The 15,262-nt window shown below is 45.8% G+C and carries 10 protein-coding genes; 4 read left to right on the top strand and 6 right to left on the bottom strand.

Going from position 1 to position 15,262, the window contains the following annotated elements:
- The first annotated feature begins 148 nt into the window (after positions 1 to 148).
- Positions 149 to 1,894 carry an amidohydrolase gene (locus P4S59_RS03365; protein WP_337167977.1) on the top strand — a complete coding sequence of 582 codons (1,746 nt, stop codon included), beginning with the start codon at positions 149 to 151 and terminating at the stop codon, positions 1,892 to 1,894.
- A 63-nt stretch (positions 1,895 to 1,957) separates the two neighbouring features.
- Here the strand turns inward: P4S59_RS03365 and P4S59_RS03360 are convergent, their stop codons facing one another.
- Positions 1,958 to 2,875, bottom strand: a complete 918-nt coding sequence (locus P4S59_RS03360; RefSeq protein ID WP_337167976.1) for a LysR substrate-binding domain-containing protein — start codon at positions 2,873 to 2,875, stop codon at positions 1,958 to 1,960.
- Between the two features lie 106 nt (positions 2,876 to 2,981).
- Here P4S59_RS03360 and P4S59_RS03355 point away from each other — a divergent pair, with 106 nt between their 5' ends.
- Together P4S59_RS03355 and P4S59_RS03350 are read left to right on the top strand one after the other, a co-directional pair.
- On the top strand, positions 2,982 to 4,238 hold the full coding sequence (locus P4S59_RS03355) for a D-amino acid dehydrogenase (protein ID WP_337167975.1): 1,257 nt from the start codon (positions 2,982 to 2,984) through the stop codon (positions 4,236 to 4,238).
- Between the two features lie 307 nt (positions 4,239 to 4,545).
- Positions 4,546 to 6,093, top strand: a complete 1,548-nt coding sequence (locus P4S59_RS03350) for an alanine/glycine:cation symporter family protein (RefSeq protein WP_012842106.1) — start codon at positions 4,546 to 4,548, stop codon at positions 6,091 to 6,093.
- Positions 6,094 to 6,192: 99 nt separating this feature from the next.
- Here the strand turns inward: P4S59_RS03350 and P4S59_RS03345 are convergent, their stop codons facing one another.
- From P4S59_RS03345 to guaB, 5 genes are all read right to left on the bottom strand, one after another.
- On the bottom strand, positions 6,193 to 6,783 hold the full coding sequence (locus P4S59_RS03345) for an acetate uptake transporter (protein WP_104971313.1): 591 nt from the start codon (positions 6,781 to 6,783) through the stop codon (positions 6,193 to 6,195).
- Positions 6,784 to 6,965: 182 nt separating this feature from the next.
- Positions 6,966 to 8,669, bottom strand: a complete 1,704-nt coding sequence (locus P4S59_RS03340; protein WP_170903107.1) for a chitinase — start codon at positions 8,667 to 8,669, stop codon at positions 6,966 to 6,968.
- A gap of 212 nt (positions 8,670 to 8,881) precedes the next feature.
- Positions 8,882 to 10,405, bottom strand: a complete 1,524-nt coding sequence (locus P4S59_RS03335; protein ID WP_337167974.1) for a Na+/H+ antiporter NhaC family protein — start codon at positions 10,403 to 10,405, stop codon at positions 8,882 to 8,884.
- Positions 10,406 to 10,570: 165 nt separating this feature from the next.
- Positions 10,571 to 12,124, bottom strand: coding sequence for a glutamine-hydrolyzing GMP synthase (gene guaA, locus P4S59_RS03330; RefSeq protein WP_005391523.1), 1,554 nt, complete (start codon positions 12,122 to 12,124; stop codon positions 10,571 to 10,573).
- Positions 12,125 to 12,223: 99 nt separating this feature from the next.
- On the bottom strand, positions 12,224 to 13,690 hold the full coding sequence (guaB, locus tag P4S59_RS03325) for an IMP dehydrogenase (protein ID WP_017633908.1): 1,467 nt from the start codon (positions 13,688 to 13,690) through the stop codon (positions 12,224 to 12,226).
- Between the two features lie 231 nt (positions 13,691 to 13,921).
- On the opposite strand from guaB, the gene xseA reads away from it, so the two are divergent.
- On the top strand, positions 13,922 to 15,253 hold the full coding sequence (gene xseA, locus P4S59_RS03320) for an exodeoxyribonuclease VII large subunit (protein WP_337167973.1): 1,332 nt from the start codon (positions 13,922 to 13,924) through the stop codon (positions 15,251 to 15,253).
- Positions 15,254 to 15,262 lie beyond the last annotated feature (9 nt).

Raw genomic sequence — 15,262 nt, 5'->3', positions numbered from 1 at the left:
TAGGTATAACTTGCGCTTGATTGAAAGTCTTTAATCTTGTTGATAATCCTCCTTCAATATGAACTAAAGTGAATGTGACCTATTGAGTTCTCAAACTCATTGAGATGGGGGCAATAGGCAAAAACCTTACTCTGTATGGAGATGACCGATGAACAAAAACTGGATCCCCATTGCCCTCTCTGGGCTTGCTTTAACGGGGTGTTTTTCTGAAGAAGCGAAAGAAGTAGAAGCCGTCGCCGAGCCGCTAAAAGTAACCGCCGCAGACAAAATTTATTATGGTGGCGACATCCTAACCATGGCAGGCGATAAGCCAGAGTACGCCGAAGCCGTCGCCACATTAGGCGAGAAAATCATTTATGTCGGCAGCAAAGATGGAGCGATGGAACACAAGTTCGGTAAAACACAGTTGATCGACTTAAAAGGCAGAACTATGTTGCCTGGCTTTGTTGATCCGCACAGTCATGTGTATGGTGTTGGTCTGCAAGCCATGGTCGCAAACGTGCTGCCATCTCCTGATGGCGAAGCCGATACCGTGGCGAGAATCATCGAAACTCTGAAAAATGCCGCGAACAATGATACGCAACGCCTATTCATTGAGAAAACGGGTTGGATTTTAGGTTTTGGTTACGACGACGCCCAACTGGATTACTACCCTACCAAAGCGGATCTCGATAAAGTCAGCACAGATAAGCCTGTATTAATCATCCATACTTCGGGGCATTTGAGTGTCGCGAACAGTAAAGCGTTAGAGCTAGCAGGTATCACATCAGAATCGGAAGATCCAAAAGGTGGCATTATCCGCCGAATGGAAAACAGCCAAGAACCAAATGGTGTTCTAGAAGAAAACGCGCACTTTGCAATGCTGTTCAACCTCAATAAGTTGATTGATTCTGAACTTCAAGATCGCATGTTAGAAGCCTCGCAAGGTATGTACGCGAAATATGGCTATACCACGGCTCAAGAAGGACGAGCAACATCAGAAGGTTATGAAGCGATGAAACGCGCGTCGAAAAACGACAAACTGATGATCGACTTGGTTGCGTACGCCGATATGGTATCGAGCAGTGATTTTATGGACTCGGAATACAACACGCCAGAGTACACCAACCATTTCCGCATCGGTGGCGTAAAGCTGAACTTTGATGGCTCTCCACAAGGTAAAACGGCATGGCTAAGTCAGCCTTACTTCCACCCACCACATGGACAAGATAAAGACTACGCTGGCTACCCAACTTTCGAAGATCAACAAGCTTACGATTACGTAGAAACAGCCTTTAAAAATGAATGGCAAGTGCTGACGCATGCCAATGGTGACGCAGCGATCGAGCAATTTATCAACGCAGTGACCAAAGCAAATGAAAAGCTAGGAAAGCAAGACCGCCGACCTGTACTCATTCACGGCCAAACCATGCGCCAAGACCAAGTGGATCGCTTAGCGGCGCAAGGCATCTTCCCTTCTCTATTCCCAATGCATACTTTCTATTGGGGTGACTGGCATGTGGACTCGGTACTCGGCCATCCTCGTGCCGATTTCATTTCACCAACTCAAGCGGTGAGAAAAGCGGGGTTAAAATTCAGTACACACCATGACGCACCTGTGGCGCTGCCAAGCTCATTCCGAGTATTGGATGCGACCGTCAATCGCACCACCAGAACCGATAAAGTACTGGGGCCAGATCAGCGCGTTGACACGTATACCGCACTGCAAGCCATGACGATTTGGCCGGCTTACCAACACTTTGAGGAGTCGTATAAAGGTTCTATCGAGGTGGGTAAGAATGCGGATTTAATCATCCTCGATAACAACCCGATGAAGATTGAACCTAAGGCGCTAAAAGACCTAAACGTGGAAGAAACCATCAGCAGAGGTCAATCGGTTTATCAACGACAGTAATCCAAAATAAAACACCGCCGCTATCGAGGCGGTGTTTTCTATCTGACTCACCAAGCACTTTATCTATTTGCTCGCCACTTGCTGTAATAACCAAGTACGAAACTTGTTTGTGGACTGGCTTCGTGTGTTCATGATCAAGTAGTATCCTGCATTGGCTGGAACCGGCTGAAAGGGAGAAACTAAACGCTCTGTTGTCAATTCATCCTCAATCAGTGCCATTCGTGCCATCGCAATCCCAACTCCTGCTTCCGCTGCAGACATCGCCATATCCGTTCGATTAAAAAAGTGTCCAACATCGGTTTTAAAGTCTAATCCCATTGCTGACGCCCAATATAGCCACTCATAGTCACGCGTCGCTTTTTCCCATGGCATCGCATCGTGTAGTAGCGTCGCCTCCTGCCATTTCTTCACAGACATTGAGGATTCTTGTTCATCAAAAGGCGCTTTTAGCCAACCATGATCCTCAAGGTACTTCGGACTCATTACGGGCAGCAGTTGCTCATCCAAAATCAACTCCGCGTTAGCATTTCGGTAAGGATGAAGACCATAGTCTATCGCGACGTCATAGTCTTTTATCTCACTATTCACTAACGCACCTTCCGCGAAGATTTGCACTTGGATATCCGGGTTCTCGTGATGAAAACTTTCCAGCTTTGGGACTAACCATTTAAAAGCAAAAGAAGGCGTTAATTTTAAGCGAATCTCATTGGTGTGCTTTTCTACTTTGAGCTCATCAAGCAGTTTGCTCAGCTCGGAAAAGTGAAACTGCGTCGCTTGGTGTAGCTGAGTGCCTTTAGCGGTTAAACGAATACCGCGGGAATGGCGTTCAAATAAAGTAAAACCTAATAACTCTTCCAAATGAATAATTTGTTGGCTCACGGCTCCCGTAGTGAGGTGCAAAAACCTAGCCGCGCCAGTAAAGCTGTTGTGTTCCGCGACTTGGCTAAACAGACACAAGCCACTTATTAAATTACTTCTCATCCTTGAGCCTATAGTTTTTCTAAACGCTGTATGTAATTTATATCGATTGTTAACAAAAGGTAAAGAAAAGAAACTAACCACTCTGATAAATGTGTGGAGTACATCAATGGAAGTCATCGTATTAGGCAGCGGCGTCATCGGCTTAACCTCTGCTTGGTATTTATCTCAAGCAGGCTATCAAGTTACCGTTATTGACCGTCAACCAAGCAGTGCAATGGAAACAAGTTTCGCCAATGCTGGGCAGATCTCGTATGGCTATTCTTCGCCTTGGGCTGCGCCTGGTGTTCCTATTAAAGCCATAAAGTGGTTAATGGAAGAGCATGCTCCACTCAAAATCAAGCCAACCCTCAATGCCGATATGATCAGTTGGGCAAGTAGGATGGTGGCCAATTGCACCCTGTCTCGCTATCAAGTCAACAAAGCTCGCATGCTTTCTATCGCTAACCACAGCCGTATGTGTCTGGAACAATTACGTCAAGAACATGCCATTGAATATCAAGGTCGCCAGTTCGGCACCTTGCAAGTATTTCGAACGCCTCAACAGCTGCAAGCCATTGAAAAGGATATGCAGCTTCTAGAGCAAAGCGGGACTCGGTTTGAGTTGATGGACGTAGAACGCTGCATTGAACAAGAACCTGGACTGGATCTTGTGAAAGATAAACTGGTTGGTGGCTTGCATCTGCCAGATGACGAAACAGGCGATTGCTATCAGTTTTGCCAACAACTAACAGAGCTCGCTAAGGCCCATGGCGTGAGGTTCGAGTTCGACACCGAAGTAAGCAATTGGGTTACAGTAGGCAAAAAGATCATAGGTGTCCAAACGAATCGAGGACAGTTTAAAGCGGACCAATATGTGGTTGCCTCTGGCAGCTATTCTACAGCGCTACTCAAGCAACTCGACATTGAGATTCCTGTCTATCCAGTAAAAGGCTATTCGCTCACCATCCCAATGGAAGATGAGCACTTCTCTCCTCGCTCTACTGTGATGGATGAAACCTATAAAGTCGCCATGACTCGGTTTGATGACAGAATTCGCGTAGCGGGCACCGCAGAATTAGCAGGGTTTGATGCCTCCCTTCCGCAAAAACGAAAAAATACCATCGAAATGGTCATCCGTGATCTTTTCCCTCGCTGCGGCGACTTTAGCCAAGCCGAGTTTTGGAGTGGCTTTAGACCAATGACGCCTGATGGCACACCGATTATTGGCGCAACTAAATACGATAACCTTTTTACTAACACCGGACACGGCACTCTGGGTTGGACGATGGCTTGTGGTTCTGGCCAATTGCTAGCGAGCATTATGGCTGGCGAAAAAGCGAAAGTGATGGATGACACAGAGCTTAACCTTTGCCGTTATGCATAAGGACATATCTGCATAAAAAACAAACAGGCCTTTACTCTACAAAATGCATAACATTTGGCATTTTTAACTCATCAAATATGCAGCACATTTTAATGACAATATGCTGCATATTTAATCATCAGACAAATCTTCTACCCCAAAGGAGCAAATAAGCAACAAGAACTAAATTTTAACAATCACTCTCCATTCTGTGTTCACCATCACGCTACAAAGGATTTATAGCCAAAAAAGTTAACAATTGCATTACATAAAGGGTAATGTATTGTGTGAAAAACAACCACAAACACAACTAACAGGGAAAATACTCATGCAGTCATTAGTTGATTTTCTGAATGGAATTATTTGGAGCCCGGTACTGATCTATTTGTGCCTTGGTGCAGGTTTGTTCTATTCAATCATGACGCGTTTTGTACAAATTCGTCACTTCTTTGAGATGTGGCGCTTATTACTTTCAGGGAAGAGTTCAACAAAAGGGATATCGTCATTTCAGGCACTTGCCGTTTCACTATCTGGCCGTGTAGGTACAGGTAACATTGCTGGTGTTGCTGCCGCTATCGGTTTCGGTGGCCCAGGCGCCGTATTCTGGATGTGGGTCGTTGCCTTCTTTGGCGCTGCAACCGCATACGCAGAGTCGACACTTGCACAAATCTATAAAGAAGAAGACGAAGGTGAATTCCGTGGTGGTCCTGCTTACTACATTGAAAAAGCAATGGGACAAAAATGGTACGCTTGGATCTTCGCTATCGCAACCATCTTTGCATGTGGTGTTCTACTTCCAGGCGTTCAATCGAACAGCATCGGTAACGCAGTAGAAGCAGCATTTGGCTCAGGTGACATGATTGAAACCGCTATTGGTACCTTCAGTTTTGCTAAAATTTTCACTGGTACGGTTGTCTGTGTCATTCTGGCCTTCATCATCTTCGGTGGCGTAAAACGTATTGCGAACTTTACCCAAATCGTTGTGCCATTTATGGCGCTGGCTTACATCATCACTGCATTTGTCATCATCCTTCTAAACATTGGTGAGGTTCCACGCATTTTCGGCATGATCATTGGTGACGCGTTCACACCAATGGCAGGTGTTGGTGCGGCAATCGGTTGGGGTGTAAAACGTGGCGTTTACTCCAACGAAGCAGGTCAAGGTACAGGTCCTCACGCTGCAGCTGCAGCGAGTGTTGATCACCCAGCTCAGCAAGGTCTTGTTCAATCTTTCTCTATTTACATCGATACACTACTTGTGTGTTCAGCAACCGCGTTTATGATTCTTATCACTGGCGCGTACAACGTAAATGGTGCAGTTGAAGGTACGTTCCTAATTCAAAACCTACCGGCTGATATTGGTGCGAATGGTCCTGTATTTACGCAAATGGCGATCGAAAGTGCGCTACCTGGTGTGGGTAAGCCATTCATCGCAATCGCACTCTTCTTCTTTGCGTTTACGACCATTCTGGCTTACTACTACATTGCAGAAACGAACATTGCTTACATTCGTCGTACATTCAAAGTAAATGGGCTGATGTTTATTCTGAAAGTCATCATTATTTCATCCGTGTTCTACGGAACCGTGAAAACCGCCAACTTAGCCTGGGCGATGGGTGATGTAGGTGTAGGTCTAATGGCATGGCTTAACATCGTCGGTATTTTGATCATCTTCTTTATGTCGAAACCAGCTCTCAAAGCATTGAACGATTACGAAGAACAACAAAAACGTGGTGTGACCGACTTTACATTCAACCCTGTAGCGCTAGGCATTAAAGGCGCAGATTACTGGGAAGATAAGTACAAGCGTAAAACGGGTAAGGCACCAACGGCAGACAACAGTACTACAGAAACTGTTGAACAACCATCAACATAGCCTTAACGCATAAACAAGAAAAAGCAGTGGTCCGTTTAAGGGCATAAAAAAGGGGATTAACCATTGGTTAATCCCCTTTTCTGTATTATGTGTAAAGGATTAAGCAGCGACAGCTTCAATTTTACGAGCGATTTTTGCTTTACCTACAGGTAGAACTTCACGACCAAATTCGTTGTTTAGTACTTGCGCCATTGCGAAGTAAATTGCACTTGCGCCACAGAAGATACCTTCGAAGCCAGCGATAGCACCGATCACTTCGCTACCAGTGAAATCACGAGCAGCAAGCAAGAAGAACAAGATAGTTAGAGAACCAAATACCACTTGCTTCGCTGTTGGGTAGCATAGAGAACCAATGAACATGAAACCAGTGAAGATGCCCCAAAGCGCTAGGTACCAACCCATAAAGCTTGCTGGGCTTGCAGGAAGACCCATATGAGGCATTACGATCAAGCCTACTAGTGTTAGCCAAAATAGACCGTAAGAAGTAAACGCAGTTGTGCCGAACGTGTCGCCGCGTTTAAAGCACATGATGCCAACGATTACTTGGCTAAGGCCACCGTAAAAGATGCCCATCGCTAGAATCATAGAGTCAATTGGGAAAAATCCTGCGTTATGAATATTGAGCAGAATAGTGGTCATACCGAAACCCATTAGACCTAGCGGTGCTGGGTTAGCCAGTTTTGTCGACATGTACAAATACCTTTTTTCAAAAATGTTGATAAAAAATGCGCGCGAATTTTAATGGGCCCCAGAACAAAAGAGAAAAACTGTTATTGAAAACTTAGATTCCATAAATAAGCAAACGCTCAAATAAAAAAAGACCCCGCTAAAAAGCAGAGTCTTTATAGATGGTTAGACTACTTTTCAATCAACTACAGGCAAGAGATCTCGTCCCAGAACCAGTTACTTTGCGTTGGGCTTTCCCACACTCCAGGGCCGTTTTTTGCGACAAAGCATTTGTTTTGGTACGTCACTTTATCGCCGTTAGCGACTTGCGTTACGCCCGGCTCCCACTGAATAAAATTACCTGTCACTGGTGGTTCTGGCTCGGTTACTGGTGGCTCAGGTTCTGTGACGGGCGGTTCTGGCTCAGTCACCGGCGGTTCAGGTTCCGTTGTTGGCGGCTCTGTCGGAGTGCCTGAGACCAACTTCCACGGGTCACCTTGCGTGGGTTCATTACCTTGTGACCACCATTTCGCTTCATAAACAGCACCTTGGTAAGAGACTTGATCACCTGTGTTATACACTTTACCTGCATCCCAAGCCGCCACGCCACCTACAGGTGGATCGACCGGATCAACAGGGTCTAGTTTTTCAACCACACGAACTTCTGGCCACCCCGCATGAGATTGGTAAAAGTTAGTTACACACTTCTCATAATCACCCGCAACTAGCGCAGAGTAAGCCGTTTGGAAACCAACCAGCTCACATTCAAATGAGTGACCTCCCGGACGATCTGAGTAGTATTTCCAGTTACCATCCCAGTTGGTGTAAAGCACGTCTGTCGCACCATTTAGGTTCAGACTGCCGTAAGGCGTCTGCTGCCAACAAGTGTTTGTTTCATCAGCTTCAATTGGAATTTGATAATGGGCGGCAAGACCTTCCCAATAACGAATACGGTTAACAGGTTGACCTTTATCCTTGTTTTGCTCACCACACTCAATACCACCATTGATCACGTTGATGGTGGTACCAAAGCCGTAACCAATGCCAGCATCAAGCTCACGCTGTGAAGGCACCCAAGTACGGTCAATCACATGCAGCATTGCAGGTTTCGGTGCTTGTGGAGTTAGGAAGAACCAGATAGCCGATGCCAAGTTCAGCCATGAATCCGCAACCAAGCCTGGATTTTTTAGCAATACAGATGCATCACCATCAAACATCACTTCAGAGAACGCGCCATAGTTAAAATGGTAAGAAAGCTGTTTAGCACCACGTCCAAAGTAACCTTGTCCTGGTTCACATGGCCAACGCTTATTTTGCCAGTCATTCTGACCACAACCTGTCGTGTAACCTTCTTGACCTTCTGACCAGCCCATTTCACGCACATGAACCAAAGCTTGCTGCCACTCTTCCAATCCAAGAGGGTTATCCGATACGTTATCAATCGAAATATGACCACCAGTTTCCTGCGCAAAGTGAGCAAAGGCAGTCACGATCGATTTTTTACAAATCGCATCCGAATCTCGACCATCCGTGTACTCACCACAGAATGCTGGGAACTTACCAATTGCACGCAGGAAACGCGTGTAAGTGTATTCAGGTGCCGCCATTTGAGTCAGGAAGTCCCACTCACTTTCAGGGAACACACGCTCTACACGCTTCACGTTTTCTGGATTGGTTGCCGCTCCAGGAACAATCGCCTCCACCACTGAGTTCGGGCGCGTCTCTAATGCTTGTGACCAAATGGCATACATAGGGTCAGAGGTTTTGCTTTGCTCTACGGCTTGAACGTCACCACGAGCAATGACATAACCGTTTGGATTCTGCGGATCGGGCTGGATATTCATACTCGCATTCGCTTGTGCAGCTAGGACACAACTCAATGCAAGAGGAAGATGTTTGAGTGCAAACATGTCTAGTCTCCGGATTTTAACAATACAATATACAAGGAATAACTAGACATATAGTGGATCATATATACAAAACGCCGAGCTAAGTGCGTTGATTCTGCGAGACAAAATGAATAAATAAGTCCTCGCACACATTTTGTCACAAGAAAAATGTTACCTTGACTCAAAAGAAAAGCGGAGACCCAATGAGCCTCCGCTTTATGATATTTCTATCTTTATTGTTCTGCCGAAACCACGTCTAGCTGCGCGGTTGATTTTTGTTTAGACAACACAAAATAAACCACACACTGGGCAACAATGGCGGCAAGCACAATCACTGGCGAGGCGTTGATTCCAGCTAAAAGGAAACACCCTAATGCAATCATTCCATTGAGTAATGCGTAAGGTAACTGAGTTCGGAAGTGCTCATACTGCTCACACCCTGCCCCTGTCGACGACAGAATCGTGGTTTCAGAGATTGGAGAACAGTGATCGCCAAACAGGCCACCAGATAACACCGCACCAATACAAACTAACAATGGAGCATCAATCGCGACGGCCGTTGGGATCACTAGTGGCATCATGATGGCAAATGTCCCCCAAGATGATCCCGTAGCGAACGAAATAATACCAGCAAGCAAAAAGGCGACTGCTGGCAATAGCCAATACGGGAAACCGGCTTGAGCTTGTTCAGCAATGTATGCAGCTGCACCTAATTCTTTCCCAACCGAGCTAAGTGCCCAAGCCAATACCAAAATCACGGCTACAGACATCATGTTCGACATCCCTTTTAGGTAAACCTGAATGCCATCAGAGAGTTTTCTTACGCCATAAAACGCCATCAGCGCGATCAAAGTAAAGGCTGCGAAGAAATATGCCGAAGAAAGTGCAGCCCTGAACGTTGAGCCTGCTACTTTTTGAAATGGAAAACCGTGTGGTACGAGGATGGTACATAAAACCACCAGCATAACGAGCAAAGGTGCCCATACAAAACTAGATTTTGCATTTTTATGCGTAAACACATTCATGGACTCCTGCACTTTCCCAAAGTCGGAACCCTGCTCTGCTAGTTGTTCAGCCTTCGCCATCGGTCCGAAATCTAATTTGAAGAAAGAGACAATCGGCACAATCGCGATCGCAAGAAAGGCGTAAAACTGATACGGGATCGCACCAATGAAAGCATCCCAATCACTCATAGTGACATTCAGGGCAGTAAACTCTTTTTGAATCAACCCCATGATGTAAACACCCCATCCGATAAAAGGAATCAAGATTGCGACCGGAGAGGAAGTCGAATCGATAATAAAAGCTAATTTTTGGCGTGATACTTTTAACTTATCAAATAAAGGGCGAAAAACAGGACCAACAATCAACGGTGTACCAAGGTCTGAGAAGAAAATAACAACACCACCGAACCATGCGGACAGTTGAGCTTGGCACTTACTCGCCACCCATTGAGTGACCTTTTTAGCAAACGCTACACCACCGCCAGATTTCTCCATCAAGGCAACAAAGCCACCAATAAAGACCAAGAGCAGAATGACGCCCGCATTGTAGCTGTCAGTTAATTGAGGCAGTAGATAGCTTTTCATCAACGCACTAAACGAGTCTAGTGGCCCTTTTTCGACAAATGTCCCTTCGAGCATAGCGACACCACTGACCACACCGGCGAATAAGCCAACAACGACATTTCTCGTCGTCAGCGCGAGGAAAAGAGTAATAAGGATGGGAATGAGAGAGGTAACTTCAGCCTGTTCCATAGCAATACCATTTATAATATTTAAACATTCAAAGTGAATATATATTTAATTTTACCGCATGTATATATCTCCTGTAAAAAAGTTGAGTCCCCTATTCACAAATTTGAAGCACAAAAAAACCAGCCCGGAGGCTGGTTCTTATAAACTCAACAGTCTAGAGGAAAATTATTCCCACTCGATTGTCGCTGGTGGCTTACCTGAAATATCGTAAACAACACGTGAGATGCCATCAACTTCGTTGATAATACGGTTAGATACCTTACCTAGGAAGTCGTATGGTAGATGCGCCCAGTGTGCCGTCATAAAGTCGATGGTTTCTACTGCACGCAGTGATACAACCCAGTCGTATTTACGGCCATCTCCCATTACACCTACAGATCGAACTGGTAGGAATACCGTGAACGCTTGAGATACTTTGTCATATAGGTCTGCAGCGTGCAGCTCTTCAATGAAGATAGCATCAGCACGACGTAGCAAGTCACAGTATTCTTTCTTGATTTCACCAAGAACACGAACACCTAGACCTGGACCTGGGAATGGGTGGCGGTAAAGCATGTTATAAGGCAGGCCTAGCTCTAGACCAATCTTACGAACTTCATCTTTGAACAGCTCACGTAGTGGCTCAACAAGACCCATTTCCATTTCATCTGGTAGACCGCCCACATTGTGGTGTGATTTTATCACGTGCGCTTTACCAGTCTTAGATGCCGCAGACTCGATTACGTCTGGGTAGATGGTACCTTGCGCTAGCCATTTTGCATTTTTCAGCTTTTTCGACTCTTCATCGAATACATCTACGAATACGTGGCCGATTGTCTTACGCTTCTCTTCAGGGTCAGACTTGCCTTTCAGTGCTTCAAGGAAACGATCTTCTGCATCAACTTTGATGATGTTTAGGCCGAACTTATCGCCAAACATATCCATCACTTGTTGACCTTCATTTAAACGAAGTAGACCGTTATCAACAAATACACACGTTAGCTTGTCGCCAATTGCGCGGTGCACCAGCATCGCAACAACAGATGAATCCACACCACCAGATAAGCCTAGGATAACTTCGTCGTCACCCACTTGCTCTTTAATGCGAGCAACCGCGTCTTCGATGATAGATTCCGATGTCCATAGACGCTCACAGCCACATACGCCAAGAACAAAGTTCTCAAGCATTTGTAGGCCACCTTTTGTGTGTGTCACTTCTGGGTGGAACTGAACGCCGTAGTATTTCTTCTCTTCGTTCGCCATCGCAGCATAAGGACAAGTATCTGTCTCACCAACTTTTACGAAATCGGCTGGGATCTCTACTACTTTGTCGCCGTGGCTCATCCAAACGTCTTGAGTTGCTTCAAGATCTTTAAATAAGGCACATTCACCAGAAACTTTAACCTGAGCGTAGCCAAACTCACGTTCGTTAGAGCCTGCTACTTTGCCACCTAGTTGTTCCGCCATAGTTTGCATGCCGTAACATACGCCAAGTAAAGGAACACCAGAGTCAAATACATATTGAGGCGCGCGTGGAGAGTTCTCTTCCGTTACGCTTTCTGGACCGCCAGATAGGATAATGCCATCTGGGTTGAATTCGCGAATATCCGCTTCTTCTACATCCCAGCTCCATAGTTCACAGTAAACGCCGATTTCACGTACGCGGCGTGCTACTAATTGAGTGTACTGAGAACCGAAGTCCAAGATCAGAATACGTTGGTCATGGATATTTTTAGTCATTTTGAGCAGTCTTTTTAAGGCTAAGTGATTAAAACCGAGGCGAGTGTACTCGCCTCTTCTTAATGCTTCAAGGAAAAAGCAAACGTTTCCGTTAGGTAATTAGTTCCCTAGACGGTAGTTCGGCGCTTCCTTAGTAATTTGAACATCGTGTACATGAGACTCTTGCATACCTGCACCAGAGATACGTACAAATTCAGCTTTCGTACGCATATCTTCGATAGTTGCAGAACCAGTTAGACCCATGCTTGAACGTAGACCACCCATTTGTTGGTGTACGATCTCTTTTAGACGGCCTTTGTATGCGATACGACCTTCAATGCCTTCTGGTACTAGCTTGTCCGCTGCGTTGTCAGACTGGAAGTAACGGTCAGAAGAACCTTGAGACATAGCACCAAGAGAACCCATGCCGCGGTAAGACTTGTAAGAACGGCCATTGTATAGAATCACTTCACCCGGCGCTTCTTCAGTACCAGCAAACATAGAACCAACCATCACACATGATGCGCCAGCTACAATTGCTTTACAGATATCACCTGAGAAACGGATACCACCGTCAGCAATAACCGGAATACCATAATCATTAGCCACTTCTGCCGCATCTGCGATTGCAGTGATTTGTGGAACTCCCACACCCGTTACAATACGAGTTGTACAGATAGAACCAGGGCCGATACCAACTTTCACTGCGCTTACGCCAGCTTCGATTAGTGCTTTAGCACCAGCACCTGTTGCTACGTTACCACCGATGATGTCTAGATCTGGGTAAGCAGCGCGAGTTTCGCGGATGCGGTTTAGTACACCTTCAGAATGTCCGTGTGAAGAGTCGATAAGTAGAATGTCAACGCCTGCTTCAACTAGAGCAGCAACACGCTCTTCGTTACCAGCGCCAGCACCAACGGCTGCGCCAACACGTAGGCGACCACGCTCATCTTTACATGCGTTTGGTTTACGTTCTGCTTTGTGGAAGTCTTTCGCAGTAATCATACCGGTTAGTTGGAACTCATCATTCACAACCAATACTTTCTCTACACGAGCTTCGTGCATTTTCTCTTGCACTTCTTCTCGTGTTGCACCTTCTTTAACTGCTGCCAACTTCTCTTTTGGCGTCATTACTGAAGATACTTTCTTAGAAAGGTCCGTCACAAAACGAACGTCACGACCAGTGATAATACCAACAAGCTCATTGCTCTCAGTGACAACAGGGAAACCTGCAAAACCATGCTTTTCAGTGAGTGCAACAACATCAGCGATGGTCGCGTCAGGGTTTACTGTAACCGCGTCAGTCACCATACCAGCTTCGAACTTCTTAACTTTACGAACTTCGGCTGCCTGCTGCTCAATAGACATGTTCTTGTGGATAAAGCCAATGCCACCCTCTTGCGCTAGCGCGATCGCTAGACGAGCTTCAGTAACAGTGTCCATAGACGCTGAAATCATTGGGATGTTTAGGGTGATGTTCTTAGTTAGCTGAGTGCGAAGATCAGCTGTGTTTGGGAGAACGGTGGAGTGTGCTGGCACAAGTAGTACGTCATCGAATGTCAGCGCTTCTTTGGCAATTCTTAGCATTTGCAATATCTCACAATTAGAGGAGTAAAAAGAACAATCCAATCTCATCGTTTCGCATAATGAGGGTAACCTGTGTCAGCAACAAGCTACATTTGGATTAGATATTGCGGAGGGATTATACGGTTAACGCAATCGCTTGACCACAAGTTTTTTAATTTTTTTCTTGCAATTACCCCCTTGCTATGTATTATATTGCCGCTAATTTCCATACTCACGTCTAAGAGATTAGCTGTGCTCTCCAAGACCAATCAAAACATCTTTACTGTTTCTCGTCTCAACGCAGAAGTTCGTTTACTCCTTGAAAACGAAATGGGGATCGTTTGGCTCGTCGGAGAGATATCCAACTTTTCAGCTCCTGTCTCTGGTCACTGGTACCTCACTCTTAAAGACTCTCGCGCCCAAGTTAAATGTGCCATGTTTCGTGGTAACAATCGCCGCGTTACTTTCAAGCCCGCTAACGGTAATCAAGTCCTAGTAAAAGCTCGTCTTTCTCTTTATGAGCCTCGCGGTGACTACCAATTGATCATCGAAAGCATGCAACCGGAAGGTGACGGCCGTCTTCAGCAAGAGTTTGAAGAGCTGAAAATGAAGCTTGCCGCAGAAGGGTTGTTCGCTCAAACCAATAAGCAACCTTTGCCTGAACACCCAAAACGTGTTGGCGTCATCACATCGAAAACTGGTGCCGCGATTTACGATATCTTAGACGTATTGAAACGTCGTGATCCTTCCCTACCCGTTGTGATTTATCCGACAGTGGTACAAGGTGAAGATGCAGCCATTCAAATCGCACAAGCCATTGGTCGCGCTAACAGCCGTGATGAATGTGATGTGCTAATTGTGGGCCGAGGTGGTGGTTCATTAGAAGACTTATGGTGCTTTAACAACGAGATATTAGCTCGCACGATTGCAGCAAGCCAAATTCCTATTATTAGCGCCGTTGGACATGAAGTCGACGTGACAATAGCAGATTTTGTCGCCGACGTACGCGCACCTACTCCATCAGCTGCCGCTGAGCTAGTAAGTCGTGATAACAGCCACAAAGATCAAGCTTTAGTTACCCGCCAGCATAAGTTAGCGAGCGCGATGCGTTACTACCTAGCACAGCAAAAGCAGCAATCTGCGCAATTAATGCACCGTCTAGAGAGACAGCACCCAAGCTATCGCTTGCAACGTCAGACGCAACAGTTAGATGAGTTGGACATGCGCTTACAGCGAGCGATGAGTCGTTTTATTGCCTTGCGCCAACAGCGAATCGAGCGTCAACATTATCGGCTGCAATTGAACTCTCCTGTAATACGCCTTGGTGAGCAGAAGTCGAAGCTAGAACGTGTTGAGCAAAAGCTCATGGATGCAATGGATCGCAAATTACTGACTATGCGCCATCAACTCGCGATTGCTGCAGAGAAGTTAGACACCGTCAGCCCACTAGCGACATTGAAACGAGGTTACTCAATTACTCAAACTGAGCAAGGTAAAGTAATTACGCAATCTTCAGATGTTAAGTCGGGAGATGTATTGATTACTCGATTAGCCGAAGGCGACGTTCGTTCTACCGTTAACTGAATACAAACT

It is taken from the genome of Vibrio sp. M60_M70, assembly GCF_037162085.1.
In the GTDB taxonomy this organism is placed as follows: Bacteria; Pseudomonadota; Gammaproteobacteria; order Enterobacterales; family Vibrionaceae; genus Vibrio; species Vibrio diabolicus.
Note: the sequence above shows the minus strand (reverse complement) of the source record. Positions and strands in the feature narration are given on the sequence as shown.